This window comes from Roseimaritima sediminicola (genome assembly GCF_009618275.1).
Classification (GTDB): domain Bacteria; phylum Planctomycetota; class Planctomycetia; order Pirellulales; family Pirellulaceae; genus Roseimaritima; species Roseimaritima sediminicola.
Genome location: NZ_WIAD01000035.1, coordinates 37525 through 59541 on the forward strand (window position 1 = coordinate 37525; position 22017 = coordinate 59541).

Annotated in this window: 16 protein-coding genes; 4 read left to right on the plus strand and 12 right to left on the minus strand. The window is 63.4% G+C overall.

Annotated features, from left to right (window positions below):
- The 7 genes from GE027_RS15985 to GE027_RS16015 form a co-directional block, all read right to left on the minus strand.
- Positions 1-750 (minus strand): cysteine hydrolase family protein, encoded by a 750-nt coding sequence (locus GE027_RS15985; RefSeq protein WP_153558217.1) that lies wholly within the window; start codon positions 748-750, stop codon positions 1-3.
- Positions 751-768: 18 nt separating this feature from the next.
- Positions 769-1998 carry a Zn-dependent hydrolase gene (locus GE027_RS15990; protein ID WP_153558218.1) on the minus strand — a complete coding sequence of 410 codons (1230 nt, stop codon included), beginning with the start codon at positions 1996-1998 and terminating at the stop codon, positions 769-771.
- The gene (gene asnB / locus GE027_RS15995; protein WP_153558219.1) at positions 1999-3918 is read right to left on the minus strand and encodes an asparagine synthase (glutamine-hydrolyzing); all 1920 of its coding nucleotides are present in this window, start codon (positions 3916-3918) and stop codon (positions 1999-2001) included.
- Positions 3919-4337: 419 nt separating this feature from the next.
- Positions 4338-5420 carry an aspartate/ornithine carbamoyltransferase family protein gene (locus tag GE027_RS16000; RefSeq protein ID WP_153558220.1) on the minus strand — a complete coding sequence of 361 codons (1083 nt, stop codon included), beginning with the start codon at positions 5418-5420 and terminating at the stop codon, positions 4338-4340.
- Positions 5421-5554: 134 nt separating this feature from the next.
- Positions 5555-7036, minus strand: a complete 1482-nt coding sequence (locus GE027_RS16005) for a sodium:solute symporter family transporter (protein WP_237607580.1) — start codon at positions 7034-7036, stop codon at positions 5555-5557.
- Positions 7033-7425 (minus strand): hypothetical protein, encoded by a 393-nt coding sequence (locus GE027_RS16010; RefSeq protein ID WP_153558221.1) that lies wholly within the window; start codon positions 7423-7425, stop codon positions 7033-7035. The genes GE027_RS16005 and GE027_RS16010 overlap by 4 nt, the downstream gene beginning before the upstream one ends.
- Positions 7425-7748 (minus strand): hypothetical protein, encoded by a 324-nt coding sequence (locus GE027_RS16015; protein WP_153558222.1) that lies wholly within the window; start codon positions 7746-7748, stop codon positions 7425-7427. The genes GE027_RS16010 and GE027_RS16015 overlap by 1 nt, the downstream gene beginning before the upstream one ends.
- 235 nt (positions 7749-7983) lie before the next feature.
- On the opposite strand from GE027_RS16015, the gene GE027_RS16020 reads away from it, so the two are divergent.
- Positions 7984-8487: a MarR family winged helix-turn-helix transcriptional regulator gene (locus tag GE027_RS16020; RefSeq protein ID WP_202617438.1), complete on the plus strand. Its 504-nt coding sequence runs from the start codon at positions 7984-7986 to the stop codon at positions 8485-8487.
- A 90-nt stretch (positions 8488-8577) separates the two neighbouring features.
- On the opposite strand, the gene GE027_RS16025 is transcribed toward GE027_RS16020, so the two are convergent.
- Complete coding sequence (locus GE027_RS16025; RefSeq protein WP_162006763.1) at positions 8578-12606, minus strand: VWA domain-containing protein; 4029 nt, start codon at positions 12604-12606, stop codon at positions 8578-8580.
- Positions 12607-12917: 311 nt separating this feature from the next.
- On the opposite strand from GE027_RS16025, the gene GE027_RS16030 reads away from it, so the two are divergent.
- Complete coding sequence (locus GE027_RS16030) at positions 12918-13730, plus strand: coiled-coil domain-containing protein (RefSeq protein ID WP_153558224.1); 813 nt, start codon at positions 12918-12920, stop codon at positions 13728-13730.
- A gap of 1 nt (position 13731) precedes the next feature.
- On the opposite strand, the gene deoC is transcribed toward GE027_RS16030, so the two are convergent.
- The 4 genes from deoC to GE027_RS16050 all read right to left on the minus strand — a co-directional run bounded on the left by deoC (position 13732) and on the right by GE027_RS16050 (position 19326).
- Positions 13732-14457, minus strand: coding sequence for a deoxyribose-phosphate aldolase (gene deoC / locus GE027_RS16035; protein ID WP_153558225.1), 726 nt, complete (start codon positions 14455-14457; stop codon positions 13732-13734).
- A gap of 3 nt (positions 14458-14460) precedes the next feature.
- A complete protein-coding gene (gene purL, locus GE027_RS16040) occupies positions 14461-17409 on the minus strand; it encodes a phosphoribosylformylglycinamidine synthase subunit PurL (protein ID WP_153558226.1) in 2949 nt (982 codons plus the stop codon).
- Between the two features lie 58 nt (positions 17410-17467).
- Positions 17468-18457: a prephenate dehydrogenase gene (locus GE027_RS16045; protein ID WP_153558227.1), complete on the minus strand. Its 990-nt coding sequence runs from the start codon at positions 18455-18457 to the stop codon at positions 17468-17470.
- 185 nt (positions 18458-18642) lie between these two features.
- Positions 18643-19326: a lysophospholipid acyltransferase family protein gene (locus GE027_RS16050; protein WP_237607581.1), complete on the minus strand. Its 684-nt coding sequence runs from the start codon at positions 19324-19326 to the stop codon at positions 18643-18645.
- Positions 19327-19656: 330 nt separating this feature from the next.
- Between GE027_RS16050 and GE027_RS16055 the strand changes: the two genes are divergently transcribed.
- The gene (locus GE027_RS16055; protein WP_153558228.1) at positions 19657-21036 is read left to right on the plus strand and encodes a glucose-6-phosphate isomerase; all 1380 of its coding nucleotides are present in this window, start codon (positions 19657-19659) and stop codon (positions 21034-21036) included.
- 45 nt (positions 21037-21081) lie between these two features.
- The gene (gene trpA / locus GE027_RS16060) at positions 21082-21894 is read left to right on the plus strand and encodes a tryptophan synthase subunit alpha (RefSeq protein ID WP_153558229.1); all 813 of its coding nucleotides are present in this window, start codon (positions 21082-21084) and stop codon (positions 21892-21894) included.
- The last annotated feature ends 123 nt before the right edge of the window (positions 21895-22017 follow it).

The following is a 22017-nucleotide window of genomic DNA, read 5'->3' on the forward strand; positions in this document are numbered from 1 at the left end:
TTACGACTTCAGCTCGGGAGCGGTGACGATCGAACCGGCGTTCAGCTGGCGCACCACCTCCAGAGCTTGGCGAAGATTCAACACCCGCGCGTAGCGGTCGCGGAGTGTGGCCAGGGAGGCTTCGTGCAACTCCGGCGTCACCGTCGCACAGCAGTCCTCGACGATCGTGACCAGGTAACCCAGGTCGCAGGCATCGCGGACGGTCGTCTCCACACACTCGTTGGTGTACACGCCGACGACGAACAGCGATTCCACGCCGATGTTCTTCAGCACGTAATGGATATTGGTCGCCGAGAACACACCGCTGGCCGTTTTGTTGATAACGATTTCGTCGCGGGCTTCCAGCGGCGCCACCTCTTCCAGGAATTCGGCATCCTTGGTCCCCGGCGCCGCCAATAACCCCAGCCGGCGATGTCCCTTGCTGCGGTCGCGGCCATCGCGAGTCAGGGCCTGGATGCGGGTGTGGATGACTTCTTGATCGTAGGACCGAAAGGCATCTTGCAGGGCCCGTACGTTGGGCAGGACCGTGTTCTTCAGCCGACTAAAATAATATTCCTGGGCCTCGTGTGGCACACCGCTCTCGTCGGCATCCTTGAACACCCCGTGTCCCGGCGCGGCGTCCAAGTACTGCAGATCGATGCACAGCAGGGCCGTATGCCCTTCGACCAGGAATTCCAGGTGCATCGGGTTTTCGACAAAGGACTCGTGATAGACTTCCTTCAGCGGGTCGATGTGCTCGGGAGGATTCATACCGGTTCTCAATACGTTCTAGATGGTTAACAGAGTTTGCAGCATCAGGTTCGCGCCGGCTTCGATATCCGACCACGCGGTCCATTCGGCCGGCGAGTGGCTTTGTCCGTTTTTGCTGGGGACAAAGATCATCCCCACCGGAACCATTTTGCCCATGATCTGGGCGTCGTGTGCGGCCCCGCTGGGCATCACCGTATGCTCCAGCCCCAATCGCTGGGCCTGCTCGGTCAGGCGCTGGACGATTTTCTCGTCACAGGCGACCGGCTGCAAATAACTTTTCTGTTCGAATTCGAACATCAACCGGCGACGGCGAGCGATCGCGGAGAGGGCCTTGCGGAACGCCGTGCTCAATTCGTCCAGCAAGACTTCCGAGGTATCGCGGACGTCCAGCGAGAACTCGACCAAACCCGGCACGGTATTGGTGGCGCCGGGCAGGATCTGCACCTTGCCGATTGTCGCTCGGCTCCGCGGGCCACCGTTTTCTTCCAGCACCCGGGGGATCTCATGGGCAAAATCCGCCAGGCCCATGAAGGCGTCATTGCGCATGTCCATGGGCGTTGTGCCGGCGTGGTTGGCTTCGCCCTTTAAGGTCACAGCCCAGGTGAACAGGCCGGTGATTTCGTCGACGACGCCGATCGATTTTTTGGTGCGATCCAGCACCGGCCCCTGTTCGATGTGCAATTCCAGATAGGCGGCGATCGATTCGGGATCGCGAGCGGCGTCCAGCGACCCCATCGGATCGTAGCCGTGTCGCCGCAGTTCGTCCTGCAAGCGGACGCCGGACAGATCCGACATCGACGCCAGTAGTTCCGGATTAATTTCGCCACACACCGACTGCGAACCGAACATCCCGCCGAAGCGTCCCTCTTCGTCGCTGAACGCGATCAATTCGATCGTCCGCTCGGGCGTCACACCGGATTCTCGCAGCCGCCGCAAACACTCCAGCCCCGTCACCACGCCCAGCGTTCCGTCGAGCGCTCCGGCACAGGGCACCGTATCGATGTGCGAACCGACCAACATCCGCGGTCCTTCGCTGCGTCCCTCGAGCGTCGCCGAAACATTGACCGCCCCATCGACCGAACAGGCCAGGTCCGCATCGCGCATGCGATCTTGCAACCAGCGTTTGCCTTCCATGTCTGCATCGGTGAACCCCATCCGGTAGATCCCACGATCTTCGGAGTCACGACCGATCTCCGCCAGCGAGAGAATGTCTTGCTTGAGGCGATCAAGATTTACAGTAAGTTCCATTCAGTCCACCACCGGCAAGGGCACGCCTTCGACGTATTGGCCCTGCAGCATGTGCAGCTGCAGGGAATGATTCATCAGGATGTCGTTGCGGCGAGCGATCGTGCCATCGGTCTCTTGCCAGGCGTTGTCGATGAACTGTGTCAGCCGGTCGGCATCCAAGACGTTCAGGGTCTGCACTCGCTCGCGCGTCAACCAGTGGTCGATCATCTCCTGGATCGCGGCCCGCTTGACCGGATCGGTGTGCGCCGGCGGTGCCATGAAGGCAAACTTTTCGCGCTCGTACAACTCGCGCGGCAGCACGTCGACCATGGCTTCGCGAAGCACCCATTTCTCCACGCCGTTGCGAATCCGCACTTCCGGCGGGATCGTCACGGCGTATTCGGCCAACAGATGATCCAGGAACGCCGGACGGGCCTCCATGCTGTTGGCCATATCCATGCGGTCGCCACCCCAGGTCAGGATTTGGCCTTCCAACATGGTTTTGCACCAGGTGTACTGCGAGATGTCCAGCCGGTGTCGTCCGGCGACCGCGCGGGAGTCGATCGCCGCGGCGACTTCGGCGATCGGGTCGTACTCGCGCATCAGGTCCTGCATGTCATCGGACAGCAGGGGCTGGAGTCGTTTCAGAGTCAGCATCCAGGGCTGGATCCAGGAGGGCGTAAACCCGCACAGATCCTGCCAGGCGGGATGCTGTAGGTCTTCTTCGGCCAGGATCGCTCCGGCAAAAATGCCGCCTTCGCCCTCGCGTCCCAACCAGTCGCGTTTGAAGAACGGATATCCGCCGAACAACTCGTCGGAGCCTTCGCCGGTGACCACGGCCTTGTAGTTACAGGCTCGCACCCGCCGGCTCATATGCCACTTGGCCACGGCCAGCGTGTTGTAGAACGTCCGCTCGGCGTGCCAGGTGGCCCGTTCAAACGCCGGGCCGTACAGTTCCTTTTCGGTCAGCAGCAACAGTTCCTGTTCCGCCCCAGTTCGCTCGGCCATCAACCGGGCGATGTGCGATTCGTCGTACTCAGCGCTGTCGAAGGCGATCGTAAAGGCCTTTACCGGGGACTGCTGCAGCGTCGTGGCCAGTCCCAGGATCGAGCAACTGTCGATGCCACCCGACAGGTAACAGCCCACCGGCACGTCGGCCTCCAGCCGTGTCGCCACGGCATCGATCAAGCGGTCCTGCACGCCCTGGACGTAGGGCGCGGGGTCGGCGCCGGAGTCGTGGGAGGTGGGGAAGTCCAGGTCCCAGTACCGCTCGGTGCGGGCCTGCAAGCGGCCGTCGCGCAGTTCCACAATCATCATGTGGCCGGGCTGGATCGCCTGCACGCCTTCAAAGGCCGTGGAACCGGGCACCATCACCTGCATCATCTGATGCAGGGCCGCCTTGGGACACAGCTTGGGTTCGATCCGCGGATGCTGGAGGATCGCTTTGACCTCCGATCCCCAGACGATGCCGTTGTCGAGCATCGCGAAGTACAGCGGTTTGATTCCGAAGCGGTCGCGGATCAGGATCAGACGTTTTTCGCGGTCGTCGTACAGCACGATCGCGAATTCGCCGCGCAACTTTTCGACCATCGCCAGGCCGTGCTTTAAGTACAGCGGCAACGTGATCGCACTGTCGCTCTTGCCGTCGACGGTTAAGTTCTCGCAGGCCATCCGCGTGCGCAGCTGCTTGTATCCGTACAGCTCGCCGTTGACCGTCACCGCATAATCGCCGCCATGGGTCTCGATCGGTTGATGACCGTGATCCAGGCCGATCAGCGACAGCCGCGTGTGCCCCAGCGCCAGCCCGAGATCGGTGAACAGGCGGCTGCCGCGTTCATCCGGACCGCGATGGTCCAACACATCCATCATGCCGTCGAGGGCGAATCGTATTTCTCGTTGATTGGTCTGGGATGGTTCCCAGAAACCGGTGATCCCGCACATAGAGGCCGTCGTGAATTAAGAGGGGACAAATAAATACTAAGTTTCGAAATCTTCTGACTCTAACGATTCTATGTACGATGAGAATCGTTCACTCCCCTCTCCCCCGAAGCCTGACGAGCCTAAGCGAGTCAGGCTTCGGGGGAGAGGGGCCGGGGGTGAGGGGATTGCAGAGCGGCACCGTGCTTCTTCCCGCGTAGCCGTTCTATGGCAGGTAGATTCGCAGTCTGTGTGTTTCGTTTATCGACTGCAAACGCGTTGGTCCTACCCGATTCAACAATACTGGCAGTTGCGCCGGAGGCCCCTCACCCCCGGCCCCTCTCCCCACCGACCTGGGCAAGCTCCACTTGCCCAAGGTCGGTGGGGAGAGGGGAGCACATGCCAAGATACATAGATTCCGTTTGAGTCAGCAAACATCCAATTCAAATCGTTCCGTCGAGGTTGCTGACGCGGTCCAAACGATCCAGGACGGCGATCAACAGAGCTTGACGGGCGAAGACCGCTCCGGCGGCCTGGGCGAAGTACAGGTTGTGGTCGGTTTCGTCCAGGTCGGTGGCCAATTCGCGGTTTCGCGCCAGCGGATGCATGATGACCGCGTCGGGTTTCAGCTTGCTGCCCCGCTGCAACTGGTAACGGTTGTCGAGGTTCTTGTAACTGTCGCCCAGGAAGGCGATCGAGTTGACGTAGATCACGTCCAGCTCGGGCAGGGCCTCCTGGACGTCGTTGATGTATTCGATCGGGATCGGCGATTCCTCGATCGGTTCGGTCAGGTCCAAGCCCACCGGATCGGCCATCTCGGAGATGATCGTGATCTTGGAAACCGCACCGGTGAACATCAGCGCCAACCGCAGAAAGCTCTTCACGGCCCGCATCGAACCGGGCGTGCCGATGATCCCCAGGTGAATGCGTTGGTCCGGCGGGCAATCGGGCAGGCACAACTGGGGCCGCCATTTCAACAGCGCAAACCAATCGATCAGAGCCTGCGTCGGATGGTGACCGCTGCCGTTGCCGGCGTTGATCAGGGGCCGCTGCAAATTGGTGCGGATCTCCTCCAAGCAATCCGTATCGGGATGGCGCATGACGACCACGTCGCCGTAGGTATTGAACATCTCGCCGATATCGGCCAGCGATTCTCCTTTGGCGATTCCCGTGACCTGCCCATCGGGCACCGACAGGACTTTGCCGTCGAGTCGCAGCACGGCGCTTTCGAAGGACAAGCGGGTGCGCGTGCTGGCTTCGAAGAACGCGGTGATCGCGATCTTGCCGTCCAGCGGCTTTTCGACTTCGACGTTGCGCGTCTCGAGCAGGGCGGCGAACTGCGACAGCGCCACCACACAGCGGCGGTCGAATTGCCGCGGATTCAGGATCGATTGACCGGCCAATGCCTCGAGCGATTCGCGGTCGACGACCCCGTCGGTCAGTTCCAACAGTTTCCGAGCACACAACACCCGTCCTTTGGAGTTGCGTGCAACGCTGGTCGCCCCAGCGGAGGTGGAGTTACCCATCCGAATTGTTCCTACCAGATATTCTTATTCTTGGAATCAAATAATAAAAAGATGATCAGGGTGATCACCCCTGCGGCACACAGGATCAGACCACCGATCACCAGGGCCTGTAAGAGCCAAAGCGGAAACATTATTCAACCCGCTTGTTTGGGGTTTGCACAAGAGGCCGAAGGTTCGGCGCTGAGCGTGCGGAAATCGAAATTGTCAGGTTTCCACCAGACCAGGACAGCGAAAACCGCGCCACTAACCGCCGCTCCGATCAGTGATCCGACGAACCAGCCAATGGTTTGGTAAGCCACCAAGCCCGCCGTACTGCCGGCGCTCATCGCCCCGCAGGCTGCGATCGGGCCGGGCTGGCGGAAGTACAATCCGCCCAGGATCGGCCAGATACAGCTGCCCACCAGCGGGCCGGCGAAAAACAAGACCCGGGCCAGGTCCGAAACATTGGGCCAGGCAACCGCCCAGGCCATCAAACCCAACCCCACGATGCTGGCCGTCGCGGCCCGTCGCTTGGCCCGGTCGCCCATCGTTCCCGCCAGCGGTTCGACCACGTCCGTTACGACCATGTCCGAAGTGGCTGCCAGCAGACTATCGATGCTCGACGCCAACGAACAGAACACCACGATGAACACCAACACCGCTCCGCCGGTTCCCAGCAGCGTCGCGGCCACCAAGGGACCCGCCGTATCGGGTTGGCTGATCCCGATCTCCAGCGCCGGAGCGGCCAGCCCCAGGAATCCGGCCACGATCGGCACCGGCAACCACAGCAGTCCGCCCAGGGCGTAGGCTTTGGGGCCGACGCCCTCACGCATCGAAAACGCGCGGCTCCACCACACGTTGCTGTGGAAGATCTCGCCGAAGCCGAACAACATATTGTTAAACAGCGCCATCAAAGCCGCGGGAAACAGAAACGACAACAGCATGGGTCGCTCGACGGCCAGCGTCTGGTGTACCTCGGCCACCGAGACATTGCTCAGCACCGCTCCGGCCACCACGACCAAGCCCGCCAAAATGATCAAGCTCTGAATGAAGTCGGTGCCGATCACGGCGTACATACCGCCGACCAGGGTGTATCCCACGCACACCGAAACCACGACCGTCATGCCGACCTCGTAGGGTATCCCCGACAACACGTTCAACAGTTTGCCGCCGGCCATCGACATCGAAACCAGCCAGGTCAGGGCATAGAAGAACGAAATCACCAGGAACGGCACGCCGCCCAACTGGCCGTAGCGCCTTCGCATGAATTCCACGGCGGTGTAGCCACGCGGCATCAAGCGGCGGATCCGACCGCTCATCGGCGCAAAGGCAAACAATCCAAAACTGGCGGTGGAATACGCCAACGCCCCCCAGACCCCCAGCTCGAGCGCAAACTGCGGTGCCAACATCACGGTGTTGGAGGTGATCCAGGTGGCCACGGCGGTCGCCGAAGCGAGGGCCAGCCCGACGTTGCGACCGGCGACGGCAAATCCGTCATAGGACTTGGCGCGGCGTCCCCACCAAAAGCCCAGGGCGATCCAGGCGACCCCAAAAGCGGCCAAGAGGGCATAGCCGGCCGCGGGACGGATAATGGCATCGGGAGCGTCCGCCAAGACGCAAAAATCAATCGTGTTCACGCGGCCGCTTCCGTTCCGTCTGCGTCATGACGAGCGCCCCACAACAAAACCAATAGGACCGAGACCAGCACCACCGCCCCGCAGGCAAACAGCCCAAACGCGCTGGTCAAGGACCAGTGCTGGACGTGGACCGTCGCCGGCGTTTCGGTTTCTGCCAGGACCTCGCCCCGAGCATCGACGGCGAACACTTCGAAGCGATGCTCGCCATCGGCCAATCCCGAAATGAAAGCCTGAGGCACGTGACCGCGGTACATCGTCACATCGCGCTCGTCCACGACGCGGTACTCGGTCGCCGCCTCGACCTCATTCCACTTCAGCGACAGATGGCCTTCGGAGACCTCGTCGAAATGCTGCTGCTGGAACTTCAGTGCGGTCGCCGCCTCGGGCATCAGCGGCGCCCCCGCATCCGCTGGTGCCAGTACTGCACGTCCATTTCGTTCATGACTTCATCATTCAAGCAGACGTTGATCGATTCGGTGCCGTCGGCGACTTCGCGAAGCTGTTTGGCGGCCGCTTCGCCGCTGACCGCTTCGACGGCTACCGACGCCAGCACGTCGCCGTCCGCGTCCAACTGCTGCACATGATACGTCTTTTCTTCTGGTTGGATCGATTCATCCATCAAGTTGCTTACCTCCTGGGCAAGTTGTTTACGAAAAGCTGTCAAGAACGGATGCTCGGCGGCTCCGGGCGTCTGCGGCAAGCGGGAATGCATACGAATGGCTCCGAAAGTTTGCACCGAAATCAATTTCGGCCCAACCTCGGCACCGCAAACAAACGCCAGGACGCGAACCGGCAACCCCACGGCCCTCTGAACCCGCCGTGAACTCGCCTTCAAACGGGCTCGCAGCCATGCTGCAGCCCGCGAAAAGCCGAAAATCCTTCAGCCCTGCTCATTCCCTACCTTTTCACACTAACAAAAATTGCTTAGCGTTGAAAGCACTAATATCATGTTGTCCCACGAAGATCAAATCGTCGCTGCGATTCGCCAAATTATTCGGGCGGTCGACCTGCATTCGCGCCGGCTGGTCGAACAGTACGGTTTGACAGGCCCCCAGCTGGCGGTCCTGCAGGAAGTCGAACGCCTGGGGACGGCCGCACCGAAGCAGCTGGCCTGCTCGGTCCATCTCAGTCAAGCGACGGTGACGGGGATCCTGAAACGCTTGACCGTTCGCGGCCTGGTCGACCGCCAGCCCAGCCCGGCCGACCGCCGCTCGGTCACGATCACCATGACCGCCGCCGGGCGACAACTGCTGCAGGCCTCCCCCTCGCTGATGCAGGACCGGTTCCGCCAGGCGCTCTCGTCGCTGGAAGCTTGGGAACGCACGCAGATCCTGGCCACGCTGCAGCGCGTCGGCGCCTTGATGGACGCCGACGCCCTGGACGCCGCGCCGCACCTGACTCCCGGCGACATCGACGTCGCCGGTGGCGGTCGCGCCGGCGAGTCGCTGTAAGGGGCGCCGCGGCGAGCGCACAAAAAAACTCGGCTTGGGTAGCCGAGTTGCTTTGAGTTTCGCTTGTGGCTGTTTCCAGCCGAGCGTGCTTTAGAGCTGGCCGCCGGCGCCTTGGAAACCGTTCTGTCCGCCACCGAAGCCGCCGCCATTTTGGCCGCCGCCGGCGTCGGGCAGGTTTTCGGATTCGCCGTCGATAAAGTTAAACGTGCTGACGTTGCCGATCTGCGAGAAGGTCGGCATGGGCGTGATTCGCACGTAGCGGCGGTCGGCCGAGATGATCGCGATCGCGGACATCGAAGCCCCTTCGGGAAAGGTTTCGATTTCGGGTTCGAAGCCCACCGCGCCGGCGCGTCCGAAACCGCCCGGTCCCACGGCGTTGCCACCAAAGCGGCGGATGTCGCGGAAGAATTCCGCTGCGCTGGAACTGTCCGAACCGCCGGCCAGCTGGGCCAACACCGCACCGCCCATCTTGTCGCGTTCGGCCGCGATGTTCTCCAGTTGTGCCTCGGCCACACGCTGGTGACGACGTCCCTCACGCACGTTGAAAGCCAGGATGGCGTCCTTTTCTTTCAGCGGAATCTGTTGCTGGATCAACCGCTGGGACTCGCGTCCCACGTCGGTCAGGATCGAAACCGAAACGGTTCCCGTCGAGACATTGCCCCAGACGCGGCGGATGGCCAGACGATAGATTCCTGAAAACCCCTTGGGACAAACGTAGGTCTCGGTCGTGCTGCCGCCGGTGGACTCGCCCCCGGTGGACACGCCGGGCAGGGCATCGCCCAGCAAAACGCCTCCGCCAGCGGTCTGCCGGTTACGCAGCGAACACACCGTACCGGAGGGCTCTTCGACCAACAGGTCCACATCGGCGTCTCCGGTCCAGGTCACGCGAATGATCACGTCGTGGGCCGTCGCCGCTTCCAGGTCCGCAGCGAACTGCTTGGCGGCTTCGTATTGCCCCTTTTCCTTCAGGTTCAGATACGTGGCTCGGGCCAACAGGCGAACCCGCTTCTCCAACTCCGCTTGCTCTTCCGGCCAAGCCTTGCTGAGCACGCCGGTGCAGGCCCAGGTCAACCCTTCGATATCGTCCAGGTCTTCGGCGATCCGCAGTCCCACCAGGTAGCAGTCTTCACGCTGGGGGTACTGCCGCGAAACATCCATGCACAGCCGCAGTGCGGCGGCCTTGGATCCGATCGCTTCCAGATGCGTCGCCACGTTCATGACGTCGTCGGGCGTGTCGGCGAAATCGACCGCCGACAACAACGCCCGTTCGATTTCGGTTTGGTCGCCATCGGTTCCCATCAGGGCCAGGGCATAGGCTTCGTACATCCAGGGCTGGACGTGCCCGTAGCGAAATGCGGCGGCGATCAAGTCGCGCATCTCGGCAAAGTTGTGCTGCGCCGCTTCGTCGTCTTGCTTCTCGGCCGCTTTGCCGGCGCGAGCATTCAGAATCCGCACGGTGCTGCGGATGCCCGCATCGTGCCGAGCCTGCTGAGCGGGCGTTTCCAGCGACAGGTTTTCGAAATGCCTGGCCCACGCTTCGGCCATGCTCTCGCCTTGGCGGGGCGTCACGCGGATCGGACCGTCGGTACCGAGGACATCCTCGGCCGGCGTGGCCGCGGACTTGCTGGACAGCGTCAGGTCATCGGGCACGACCATCATGCCCATGCCCATGCCACCCATGCCGCCCATGCCACCCATGCCGCCCATGCCGCCCATGCCGCCGCCCATACCGCCCATGCCCATGCCGCCCATGCCGCCGCCCATGCCACCCATCATGCCGCCCATGCCGCCCATACCCATGCTTATCACGGGCACGACCAGGTCACCGACGGGGTAGACTTTGTTCACGAGGTTGGTTTCGGCGGTTTCGACCGTGGTGATCTTCAACACTTCGTCTTTGATCATGTAGGTCAGGTCCAATTCTTCCAGCATCAGCCGCAGGAAGGACCGCAGACTGGTTCCCTTCAGGTCCATCGAGACCGGAACGTCACCGCTGAGCCCGATTTCTTCGAGGCTTCGGGCGTCGACGCGGATCGGAATGTCGTGAGCTTCGCCCAGGGTCCGCACCACTTGGTCCAACGATTCTTCGACGAACGGTCCGGCCGTGGTTTCTTCTTCCAGGGCCGCATAGATCCGGCGTTCGGTCGGATTATCGCCGGACAGGTCCAGCGAACCGTAGCGTTCCAGCCGGCGGCGGCTGAGTCGTTGCCAGACTTCGGCTTCGGGGTACACGATCGGGGGTTCGTCGATGAAGGGGATAAAGGCTTTTTCGACCAGTCCCAGGGCATCGACAAAGGCGCGTTCTCGCAGGTTCTGGTAACGGATATGCCGCCGCACGGTGGCCGCGATGTGCGAATGTTCCAGAGCGTGCTGGGAAATGATGCGTTCGGGGCCAGCCAATTCGGCCAGATCCGGAGCGATCGCGCCGGCGGCCTCCTGGTAACGGCCTTCCCGCATCACCGCGTTCAGCTGCTGGGACAGTTGGCTGATCCGAGCTTCGTTGCGGAAGGTGTCTTCCAACAAGCGTTCCACGGCTTCGGCCGCGGCCTGCTGTTGTTGGAACGATTGCTGGTCGCTGGCGAACGTACGAGCGGCCGCGGCGGCGACCTGCAAGGCCGAACGCACCTGTCCGAGCAATTCCTCGCGGACCTCCGGGACGACGGCCGGTTCGCTCTCGACGATCGCCTGCAGGACCTTCAGGTTCTCGGTCGCGCGAGCGGGGTTGCGTTGCATTTCGCGGCGAGCCACCGCCAATCCGGCTCGCACCTCGGCTCGCAACCGTCCGGTGTTCTGGGCTCGTTCGGCGTCGACCTGGCCCAGCAAACCGCTGGGCTGCTCGGGCAGATCGCCGGGAGCGAGCCCCAGCGGGACGCCGGCCGGTGCGGGAACTTCGCCCTGCAGCATGGCCGTCAGGGTGTCTTCTTCGTCGGCCAGCCGAGCGATCGACTGAGCCGTCGGATTATTGGGGTCGGCCTGCAGCGCCAGATCGGCCACCAGAGCGGCTCCGCGGGCGTTCCCCTGCTTGAGGGCCAACGTGCCGGCCTCGGCCATCTGTTCGGCGCGGAAGGTCATCGCGCGAGCGACCGCGTGCAGGGCCCAAGAGCCGGGCGTCGGCAGCATCAGTCCCTGATTGTGAGTCGTGTTGTTGACCATTCCCGGCAGGAAGGCAAAGTCCGGGTGCGAGGCTTCGGCCTCCGCGGTCACGGCGACTTCGAACGGCACGCCCGCGACGTCGCCGGTCGCGGCGATTCTGCCCTCGACCTCGCCGTCCATCCGTCCGATCAACACGCTATCGCGATCGAGTCGCAGCGGCGGCAGACGCGATTGTTGGACGGTTTGCATGCCGGCGGGCAACTGCAATTGCTCCACCCACAGGGGCGATGTCGTGGCCGCATCAGCCAACTGACGGCCCAGCGTGGAGGCTTCGCCGAGTTGTTCTTCGCCCGGCACCATGGTCACGCCACCGGTCTGATTCGAGAGCGTCGCCAGCAGTTCGACGTTGGTCGTGGGGCCCACGGCCAGGTTGTGCACGGAAATCTTGTCGGCCCGTAGGGCGTCGACCAAGGTGGCAAAACGCTGTTCGTTGCGAATCTCTCCCAGCGACGCCCCGTCGCCGATGTAGATGATGCTGCGGGTGGCTTGCTGGGCGACCAGATCGGCACGGGCCGCGTGCAGGGCATCCGACAGGTTCGTATTGCCCAGCGGCAGCCGCTGCTGCAGCTTTGCCAGGGCCGCCGCGGTGGTCGTGTCGTCGGCACCGCCGAACGACTCGCTCATCGCCGTGGCCTGGACGTCGACCGCGTACACTTTGACCGCGTCCTCGGCGCGAAGCTGACCGAGCACCGAACGCAGCGCCTCGAGCGAAGCGCTGCGGTAGGCCCCCATCTGGCTGGCCGAGGTGTCGACCACGACCACGACCTTGGCCGGCTGCGAACGAGCGGCCTGCAATAGGGCGTCGTCCGCCGAGGGCTGGAGCGCCAAAGCGAAATAAGCGTCGCCGGCCGGCGTGCTGTACGTCGCCAGCCGGTGATTCGCTGAAACGGGGTCGGCAGCGTGCAAACCGGTGGTCGCACAAATCGCCACCAAGGCCAACAAGTTCATGACGCGTTGGGGTGCCATGCGTCGGTTCTCCGAGAAGTGTTTTCCGAAAAGTTTCATTTCTGCAGTCTATTTGGGGCCATCAAAAGGTGCGAACAATTTTCCTGGGAAATCCCCAATCCCTACCGATTTCCTGGACCGGTTATGAGTGTTGCATTGTGCAACACCTGTAGCATTCCGCCCTATCGTTCCGATCCATACAACAGGTCAACTAGCTATGATGCGTAATAACGCGACTCTCGTGCCAACAAGGCGACCGGAGTGCGCCACCGCGTCGATAGATCCAGCATCCAGCCTGCCCACCGTCACACGTTTCGCCCGATGGAGCCGTCATGGGACGCGTTAACGACACCGTAACCACCATCAACAGTACCATCCGTACGGTACTGGCGACCGCGGTTTTGTTTTTTTTGGCCGGTTCGGGTTGGGTGGTCTATGACAAAGTCACCAATGACCAACGGGAACTGGAACAAACCCAGGATCAGTTGAGCGAAACCCGGAGCCGACTGAGCCAAGCCGAAGGGCGACTGACCGCCGCCAATACGCAGATCACCAGCCTGGAGGGGGAGCTCAAGGACGCCAGCGAGCAGATCGTCCGGCTGGAAACGTCGCTGAAACTGCTGAAGATGGACCAACGTCTAGCCCGTTTGGACGTCCTGGATCAATCCACCGAAGAATCGGGCATGGTCGAAACGCGCGTGCGATTCCAGGAACTGTCGCCCGATGGAGATCCGGTGGGCGAGGCGAAGGAGTTCACCGTGCAGGGCGACGTCGTCTATCTGGATAACTGGGTGGTGAAATTCGAGGACCAATTCGTCGAACAGTCCCACCTGCAGAGGGGAACTTCCCTGGCCCTGTTTCGGCGGATCTTCGGCGAACAGCAAAGCCCAGCCGAGGGGTTTGAACTGGACGAGGTGGGGCTGCTGCCCCAGTCCTATGCCCGAGGCGGCCAGCCGACGGAGTTTGAAAAACAGATTTGGGACCAGTTCTGGGTCTTTGCCAACGACCGCGAGAAGGCCCGTGAGATGGGTATCCGAGCCGCCCACGGCGAAGCGGTCTCGATCAAGGCCGAACCCGGCAAAAGCTACCGCATCATCCTTCGCGCCAGCGACGGCCTCTCGATCGTGCCGGTAGAAGACAAGTAGCCTAATACCCCGATGGGTCCTCGCTCGCGGTCACCTCGATCGGCGGCAATTCCAGACGACGACGACATTCGTCGAGGATCGACTGCGTGGCGCTGGCCCCGACGCGGCTGACACCCATCTGCCTCACCTCGAGCAGCTTGTCCAGATCGCGGACGCCGCCGGCGGCTTTGACCTGAACCGGCCGGCGGGTGTGGTCAAGCATCAACTGCAGGTCTTCCAGCGTCGCGCCACCGGTGCCGTAACCGGTGGACGTCTTGACCCAGTCCGCGCCCAGCTCGACGCACAGCTCACACAGCCGCCGCTTGTGGTCGTCCTCGAGGTAGCAGTTTTCGAAGATGACTTTGACTTTGCGGCCCGCCGCGTGCGCCGGTTCGATCACCGCTTGCAGGTCGGCTCGCACGTATTCCCAGTCTTCGCTGAGCACTTTGGAAACGTTGCACACCATGTCCAGTTCCTGGCATCCGTCGGCGATCGCCTGCTCCGCTTCGGCCGCCTTAACGCGAGTGCAGTGGGCGCCGTGGGGAAAGCCGATCGTGGTGCTGGGCTGGACCGTACTGCCGGCCAACCATTCCACACACCGCGGCAGGGCGTAGGGCAGGATGCACACGCTGGCCACGTCGTAGGCCACCGCCATGCGGCACCCCTGCTGGAGCGCATCCCAGGTGGTCGTGGGATGCAGCAGCGAGTGATCCAGCATCTTGGCGATCTGCGAATAGGTGTAGTTCATGTCCTACCAGTCCAAGGGGCTTTGCCAGATGGCCTTCAGTCGCTGGGTCTCGGCCTGCAGCACGAGGTCCTCGCCGGCGCGAACGGTCAGGGTTTCCTTGGCCGTCACGGTACCCAGCGGCAGGCAGGTGACGCCAGCATCGGCGAACTGGGCCTCGAAGGCTCCGGCGGAGTCCGCCCGGACTTCGATCAAGAACCGTGTATTGGATTCGCTGAACAGCGCCTCGGTCGCGCCGGAAACCTGCTCGGCCACAGCCGCGATATCCAGCTCCATGCCGGCCGCTCCGGCAAAGGCCATCTCGGCGGCGGCCACGGCCAACCCGCCTTCGCTCAGATCGTGGCAAGCACGAACCGCACCGGTCTGGATCGCGGCGTGCACCGCGGCGAACGTCTTGGCGGCTTGCTGGGCGTGCACCTGGGGCACGTGACCGCCGGCCAATTCGCGGACCAGCGCGAAATGCGAACCGCCCAGTTCCCGATACGTGTCGCCGATCAGGTAAACGCGGTTGCCGGGTTTCTTGAGGTCCATGGTCACACAGTTGCGCACGTCGGCCACCTGTCCCATAGCGCTGATCAACAAACTCGGAGGGATACTGATCGTCTGCTTTTCGCCGGATTCATCGACGTAGCTGAATTCGTTGTTCAGGCTGTCCTTGCCGCTGATGAACGGAGTGCCCAAGGCGACGGCCAAATCCTGGCAGGCGATCGCCGCTCGCACCAGCGAACCCAGCGTTTCGGCTCGATCGGTGTATCCCCAGCAGAAGTTATCCAGGATTGCCAGACGCTGCGGGTCCGCGCCCACGGCCACGGCGTTGCGGACCGCTTCGTCGATCGCCGAGGTGGCCATGTGATAGGTATCGAAATCGCCGTAGTGCGGATTCATCCCGCAGGAGAACACCAATCCGCGGCGGCTCTCCAGTCGCGGACGCACCACGGCCGCATCGCCGGGGCCGTCGCACAGCGGTCCGACAAGCGGCTTGACCACGCTGCCGCCCTGGACTTCGTGGTCGTACTGACGGATCACCCAGTGCTTGCTGGCCACGTTCAAAGAGCCAAGGATTTTCTCCAGCGTCTTGCGGTGCGCCTCTGCCGAGCTCAGCTCCGGTGCAATCGCCAGTTCCGACTCGGGGGCCGGATGGTACACCGCGTCGCGGATCACCGGCGGCCGGCCATCGTGCAGGAACTGCATCGACAGGTCGCCCACCGTTTCGCCGTCGTACTGCAGCTGCAGTCGGCCGGTCGGCACGAACTTGCCGATCACGGTCGCTTCGACGCCTTCGCTCTCGGCCAACTCACGCAGGCGGTCCCATTTATCGGCCGGCACCGACAGCACCATCCGTTCCTGGGCTTCGCTGATCCAGATCTCGGTGTAGCTCAAACCTTCGTACTTCAGCGGCGCCTTTTCCAGCCACACTTCGGCTCCGATCTCTTCGCCCATCTCGCCGACGGCGCTGCTGAATCCGCCCGCCCCGCAGTCGGTTACGGCGTTGTACAGCCCGGCATCGCGAGCTTGCAGCAGAACATCGGCGACCATTTTTTCGGTGATCGCGTTGCCGATCTGCACCGCGCCGCCGGACAGCGATTCACTCTCGCTGGTCAATTCGGCCGAGGAGAAGGTCGCGCCGTGGATGCCGTCGCGGCCAGTCCGGCCGCCGAGGGCCACGATGTAGTCGTCGGGCTGGACCTGTTTGTCTTCCATGCCCACGGGAATGATGCCGGCGTTGCCGCAGTAGACCAGCGGATTACCGAGGTAGCGGCGGTCGAAATAAACCGCGCCGTTGACCGTGGGAATCCCCATCCGATTGCCGTAGTCGCGGACGCCTTCGACCACGCCCTTGATCACGCGCCGCGGGTGCAACACGCCCGGCGGCAGACTGGCCGGATCGGTATCCGGCGGGGCAAAGCAGAACACGTCGGTATTGCACACCGGTTTGGCGCCCATCCCGGTGCCCAGCGGATCGCGAATCACGCCGCCGATGCCGGTGTTCGCTCCGCCGTAGGGTTCCAGGGCCGAGGGGTGGTTGTGCGTTTCCACTTTGAAGCAGGCGTGGTACTGGTCGTCAAAGGTGACCACGCCGGCGTTGTCCTTGAAGACGCTGACGCACCAGTCGCCGTCGCCCAGCGTTTTGCGGATCTGCTCTGTGGCCGCAAAAATGGTTTCCTTCAGCATGTTGTCGTACTGCCGCCGGTCGCCCTCGGCTTGGCCGTCGGGGCCGGGACCGCGATAGGCGATCCGGCCGGCCAGCGTCTTGTGACTGCAGTGCTCGCTCCAGGTCTGGGCGATGGATTCCAGTTCGATGTCGGTGGGATCGCGGCCGAGTTCGCGGAAGTGCGCCGCGATCGTCTGCATCTCGACCAGCGTCAGGTACAGCTGGCCGCTCTGCGACAAATGTTCCAGGGCCGCGTCGTCCAGCTCGCGAATCGGAACCACGATCTTTTCGAACTCGTACCCACTGCCGACGTCCAACTGATCCATCTCCAACGGCCCCACGACGACCTGTTCGATGGCGTCGTTGCTGAGGGCTCGGCGACAGATCTGCTCCAGCCGCTGCGGTTCCAATTCCGGCAACCAGTACTTGCGGATCGTGCGGACGCTGTCCACCGCCAGACCGGCGTCGCGAGCCGCCGCCTGAGTGCTCATCGCCACCGGATCCATGACGCCCGGCTTGGGCAGGACGTAGACCAGTGTCGCCTGGTCGCCCGGCGGCTCGTTCAGCGTGTCCTGGCCGGCCAGCGCCACGACGGTGCGTTCGGTGATCGGATCGGCCAGCATCGTCTGGGCCATCGTCTGGGCCGCTTCGTAGTTCAGATCTCCCTGCACCAGATAGCCGCGAGCGAACGTCACCTGCACGTCGTCGGCCAATCCCAGTTCGTGGATTTCTTCACTGATCCGCTGACCGTCGCGGTCGGCTTGCGTTTCGGCAGGATAGATGTCGATTTGCCAAAGGGGCATGGTGTTGGTCTGGGTCACAAGAAAGGGAAGGGTAGTGAGCGGTCGAGGTCTCGGTGGATCAATCACCGGGCGCGGGGTCCGTGCGGGCAGCGGAAACGTTTTCTGGGTGCCCGGAACGTGGGGCGTGTTCGGCCGAAGCGGCGGGCAGGCTTTTGCGCAGCGTCTGCGCCTCGGTCAATAACTGCAACAGGGCCGCCGAGTCGCCTGAATCGATCGCGGCGATCAGGCGGTCCAGGGCCTCGCGAACGTCGCCCAAACGCTGGCTGATCGGACCGGCGTTTTGCATGGCGATGTCGTTCCACATCTGTGGGTCTCCGGCCGCCACGCGCGTCGTATCCCGCCAGCCGCTGCCGACCAACGGCAGCTCGTCGGGCCGCAGGATCGAAGCCACCGCACAGGAGGCGAAGTGCGTGGCGTGGCTGATTCCGGCCAACAATCGGTCGTGGGTTTCGGGCGACATCTGCAGCACTTCGCTGCCCAGGGTCTGCCAGAGCGCGACCGCCTGCCGCAGCCGAGCCGGATCGGTCTGAGCGGTGGGCGTGACGACCACGCGTTTGCCCTGAAACAAATCGGCTCGAGCGTGTCCCGGACCCGTTCTTTCTCCGCCGGCGATCGGGTGCGACCCGACGAACATCGCCGCGGCCCGGGGGTCTTGTTCGATCTGAGCCACCAACTGGCGTTTGGTGCTGCCGACGTCCGTCAAGAGCGTACGCGACGGGCAAGCGGCCGCCAGGGCGGTGCAGTGCTGGGCGATCTTTCCCACCGGCGTGCAGACGAACACCAGGTCGGCATCGCGACAGGCCGCCGCCGGGTCGGCGACCGCTCGGGTGACGCAGCCCGTCTCCACGGCCAGCCGCCGCCGGGCCTCGTTTCGCGACGTGCCCCAGACCTCGATCTCGGGCCAACGCCGGCGCAGGGCCAGCCCGATCGAACCGCCCAACAATCCGACTCCCACGATGGCCGCCTTGGCAGGAGCCGGGAAGGATTCGTCGTAAGCCGTGCGGCGAGGGTCGGGGGCGTCCGCCGAAGCTGAAGTGGATGGCGTCATGAGGGCAGGAGCATACGTCCGTCGAAGTTAAGGACGCTATCTTGAGCGACAAGCGGCGATTGGAAAAGCCCACGAGCTGGACTCGCCAAACGTTTGGACAGAAGGAGCGCAGACGTAGCTGAACTCGCCAGAGTTTGGACGGGGCGTCCCGAAGTCTGGCGACTTCCGCTACGCGGGTGGACCGCCTAGGCGCTGCGGCGGAGCGGCTGATCGACCAGCGGCGGTTCGCTGTGGACCGCCTCCTCGGGGTCGCTTTGCTGTTCCAGTTCCGCCAGGGCGCGGTGGATCCGTCGCCGAAAACTCTCCAGCGACTCGCCGGCGCGGTGTTCGACCGGATCGGAAAAATGCAGGTCCAGCGTCGTGAACGGTTTGGGGATCTGCAACCGATCCCAGGCATTGCGGATGATCCAGCGACGCCGCGGCACGATCGAGGTGGCCAGCACCACGGCACCGCTTTGCCGCCCCAGCTCGCCGATCCCTTTGTGCACCCGGCACCGCGGGCCGCGGGGCCCGTCGACTGTCAGGCAAGCCGTAGAGCCGTCGCGGACGTGTTGGATCAGATTCTGCAGTGCGTTGCGACCGCCTCGGTTGGCGGTACCCTGACCGCTCGATCCGCGGACCGGCACGCAGCCCATGATCCGCAGCGTGGGCACGATTATTTCGCCGTCGGCCGAACGCGACACCATGGCGCCCAGCCCGCGGTCGGCCACCATCAGAGCGGCCAACTGGTGGGCGTGCAGGATCGCGTACACGTAAGAGGTCGACGCCGCCTTCAGCTGCGGCCGAGCGTCGTTGTGAACCCGCACGCGACAGGTCCAGTGCAACAGGTAAACCGTCCAGGCGACCAGGTGGGCAACAAGCGTTCTCATCGTGGGGCTTCGCGAGCGGCGTGCAGGTAAGGTCTTCGCTGGACGGCTTTTAGCGATTTTCGCCCGCCGGGTAAAGTGCGCTTTCACCCCGCCTGTGGAGGGTTCACGGCCTGTCGATTCATTCGAAAACGCATCGCGTTTGTGAGCCGTTTGGGCAACAGCCCCGGTTTTGCGGTGACGAAACCGAGGCTATCGCCTCAACGGCTCAATAATTCGACAGGCCGTTCAAGCTCCGGCACCCGGCGGCAGGGTGATATCGACCAGGGTGCTACGGACGGTACGATATGCCCGCGCAGCCCTCTCCATCCCTTCTTACGCCCCCATTCGCCGTTGACCCTTCTGCAGTACGACCCCTCCGGTGCTCTCGACGCCCGTACCGGGCTGACTCCCGCCCAGTGGGCCGAGGGGCTCGCTCACGCCGACTCGCTGCGGCAGGCTTGCTTGCAGGCAGCCGCAGCCGAGAGTCCCTGGAGCTTCCTGGACTTGCCTCGACAACAGCTCGAGGCCTACGAGCAACACCGCGAGGACAGCGAACTGGGGCGGGTCTTCTCGCTGGCCAATGGCATGCACGATCGCCTCGATGCCGTGGTCGTGCTGGGCGTGGGCGGGTCGTCGCTGGGTGCCCAAGCCTTGCTGCAGGCCTGCTGTCATCCGTACCACAACGAACTTTCGCGAGGCGGGCGGGGCAGCAAGCCGCGGATGTACTTTGCCGGCGATTCGCTGGACAACGACGCCACGGCCGCCCTGCTGGATCGGTTGGCCGCCGCCGGCACCGAAGACAACCCCGTGTGCGATTGCTGGGGCCTGTGCGTGGTCAGCCAGAGCGGCGAACGGCTGGAAACGGGCGTCGCTTTTCGGCAATTTCTGGCCGCCCTACAGCGGTCGCGGGCCCGCGATCCAGGGTCGCTCTCGAAGTTCGTCTTTCCCGTCACCGGACCCCGCGGACGCCTCCGCTCCTGGGTCCAGCGGCTGGGCTGCGATCCCATCCTGAACGTTCCCGACCAGCTGTGCAGCCGTTACAGCGTGCTCTGCCCCTCGGGCCTGCTGCCGGCCGCCTTTCTGGGGCTGGACTGCATCCAGCTGTTGCTCGGCGCGATGGCCATCAGCGATCATTTTCGCACCGCCCCGGCCGAAGAAAACATCGTGTTGCAGTTCGCCGCGGCCAACCACCTGCTGCACCGCCACCGAGGGTGCAGCTTGCGGGTCAGCAGTGTGTGGAGCCAATCACTGGCGGGACTGGGCCGCTGGTACGAACAGGTGCTGGGAGAATCGACCGGTGGAGCCGCCGCTCCGCTGCCGATCACGATGGTCAATCCCGGCGACTGGCATAGCCGCGATCCGCGCCGCCGCAGCGACACGCAAAACACGCTGGTCAACAACCTGCTGCTCGCCCGCTACCGCACCGACCCCCTGGCGGTCGACGCCTGCCGTAGCGACCATGGTGGGTTGAACTTTTTGACCGGCAAGAGCCTGCCCGAGCTGAACCGGGCGGCCAGCGACCGTTCGATTCGCCTCTGGCAACAAGCCGGGTTTCCCACCACCACGTTGACCCTGCCGAGCCTGGACACGCATGCTCTGGGACAATTGTTTCAATTGTTGATGATCGCAAGCGCCGTGGAAGCGGTGTGGCTGGGGCGGGACCCGTTTGCTCCTTCGGCCGCCGCAGCGGACCTGGCCGCAGCCTACCAAACGCTGCCCCCCCAAACCTGACAACCTGACAACCAACAACCAACAACCAACAACCAACAACCGACCATGACTGCCATCGACGATCTGTTTGCCGACCTCCGCCGCCAGGGCCGCAAAGCTCTGATGCCCTTTGTCACCGCCGGGGATCCGGACATGGAGTTCACCGGGCAATTGCTCGAAGCCCTGTCCGATGCCGGAGCGAGCATGTGCGAAGTCGGGGTCCCCTACAGCGATCCGATCGCCGACGGCCCGGTGATCCAAGCCTCCTACCAACGCTCGCTCGACAAGGGCTTTCGGCTGCAGCAGTTGTTCGACCTGGCGGCCTCGCTGAAGCCGCAGATGGCGATGCCGCTGGTGACGATGGTCAGTTACTCGATCATCCACCGCATCGGATTGGAAGCCTACGTCCAGCGCGCCCTGGCCGCCGGTTACAGCGGCGCGATCGTGCCGGACCTGTTGGTCGAAGAGGCCGCCGAGGTGTCGCGGGTCTGCCAAGCCCACGACTTCAACCTGATCCAACTGGTCACCCCCACCACGCCTCGCGAGCGGCAGGTCCAGATCGCCAACTCCTCCAGCGGCTTCCTGTACTTCGTTTCGGTTACCGGCATCACGGGCGAACGCAACCAATTGCCCAGCGACTTGGTCGAAAACGTGCAGTGGTTGAAAGAGCAGACCGACCTGCCGATCTGCATCGGTTTCGGAATCAGCGGCCCCGATACGGCTCGGCAATTGGCTCCGGTGGCCGACGGCTTGATCGTCGGCTCGGCCTTCGTCCGGCGGATCGCGGAGGTGACGCCGGACTCGCGAGCAGAGACGATTCGCCAGGTCCAAGCGTTTGCCAAAGAACTGCTGGCCGCGATGGAAGACTCTGGACCGTAGCCGAACCATGATCGCCAGGTTTTCGCAGCGGCTCGCGGCCCATCCATTCCACCCGACCAGGTTTTCAGAAAACGCCTAAGTTCGTCGCAACATTTGATTCGGCTTTACTCTCCCTCTGGGAGA

What these genes read in the sequence shown, in the direction of transcription:
- trpA (WP_153558229.1), top strand. Translation starts at nt 21,082, where the DNA reads ATGACTGCCATCGACGATCTGTTTGCCGACCTCCGCCGCCAGGGCCGC.
- GE027_RS16030 (WP_153558224.1), top strand. Translation starts at nt 12,918, where the DNA reads ATGGGACGCGTTAACGACACCGTAACCACCATCAACAGTACCATCCGT.
- GE027_RS16050 (WP_237607581.1), bottom strand. Translation starts at nt 19,326, where the DNA reads ATGAGAACGCTTGTTGCCCACCTGGTCGCCTGGACGGTTTACCTGTTG.
- GE027_RS16010 (WP_153558221.1), bottom strand. Translation starts at nt 7,425, where the DNA reads ATGCCCGAGGCGGCGACCGCACTGAAGTTCCAGCAGCAGCATTTCGAC.
- deoC (WP_153558225.1), bottom strand. Translation starts at nt 14,457, where the DNA reads ATGAACTACACCTATTCGCAGATCGCCAAGATGCTGGATCACTCGCTG.
- GE027_RS16045 (WP_153558227.1), bottom strand. Translation starts at nt 18,457, where the DNA reads ATGACGCCATCCACTTCAGCTTCGGCGGACGCCCCCGACCCTCGCCGC.
- GE027_RS16020 (WP_202617438.1), top strand. Translation starts at nt 7,984, where the DNA reads ATGTTGTCCCACGAAGATCAAATCGTCGCTGCGATTCGCCAAATTATT.
- GE027_RS15985 (WP_153558217.1), bottom strand. Translation starts at nt 750, where the DNA reads ATGAATCCTCCCGAGCACATCGACCCGCTGAAGGAAGTCTATCACGAG.
- purL (WP_153558226.1), bottom strand. Translation starts at nt 17,409, where the DNA reads ATGCCCCTTTGGCAAATCGACATCTATCCTGCCGAAACGCAAGCCGAC.
- GE027_RS16015 (WP_153558222.1), bottom strand. Translation starts at nt 7,748, where the DNA reads ATGCATTCCCGCTTGCCGCAGACGCCCGGAGCCGCCGAGCATCCGTTC.
- GE027_RS16025 (WP_162006763.1), bottom strand. Translation starts at nt 12,606, where the DNA reads ATGGCACCCCAACGCGTCATGAACTTGTTGGCCTTGGTGGCGATTTGT.
- GE027_RS15990 (WP_153558218.1), bottom strand. Translation starts at nt 1,998, where the DNA reads ATGGAACTTACTGTAAATCTTGATCGCCTCAAGCAAGACATTCTCTCG.
- asnB (WP_153558219.1), bottom strand. Translation starts at nt 3,918, where the DNA reads ATGTGCGGGATCACCGGTTTCTGGGAACCATCCCAGACCAATCAACGA.
- GE027_RS16000 (WP_153558220.1), bottom strand. Translation starts at nt 5,420, where the DNA reads ATGGGTAACTCCACCTCCGCTGGGGCGACCAGCGTTGCACGCAACTCC.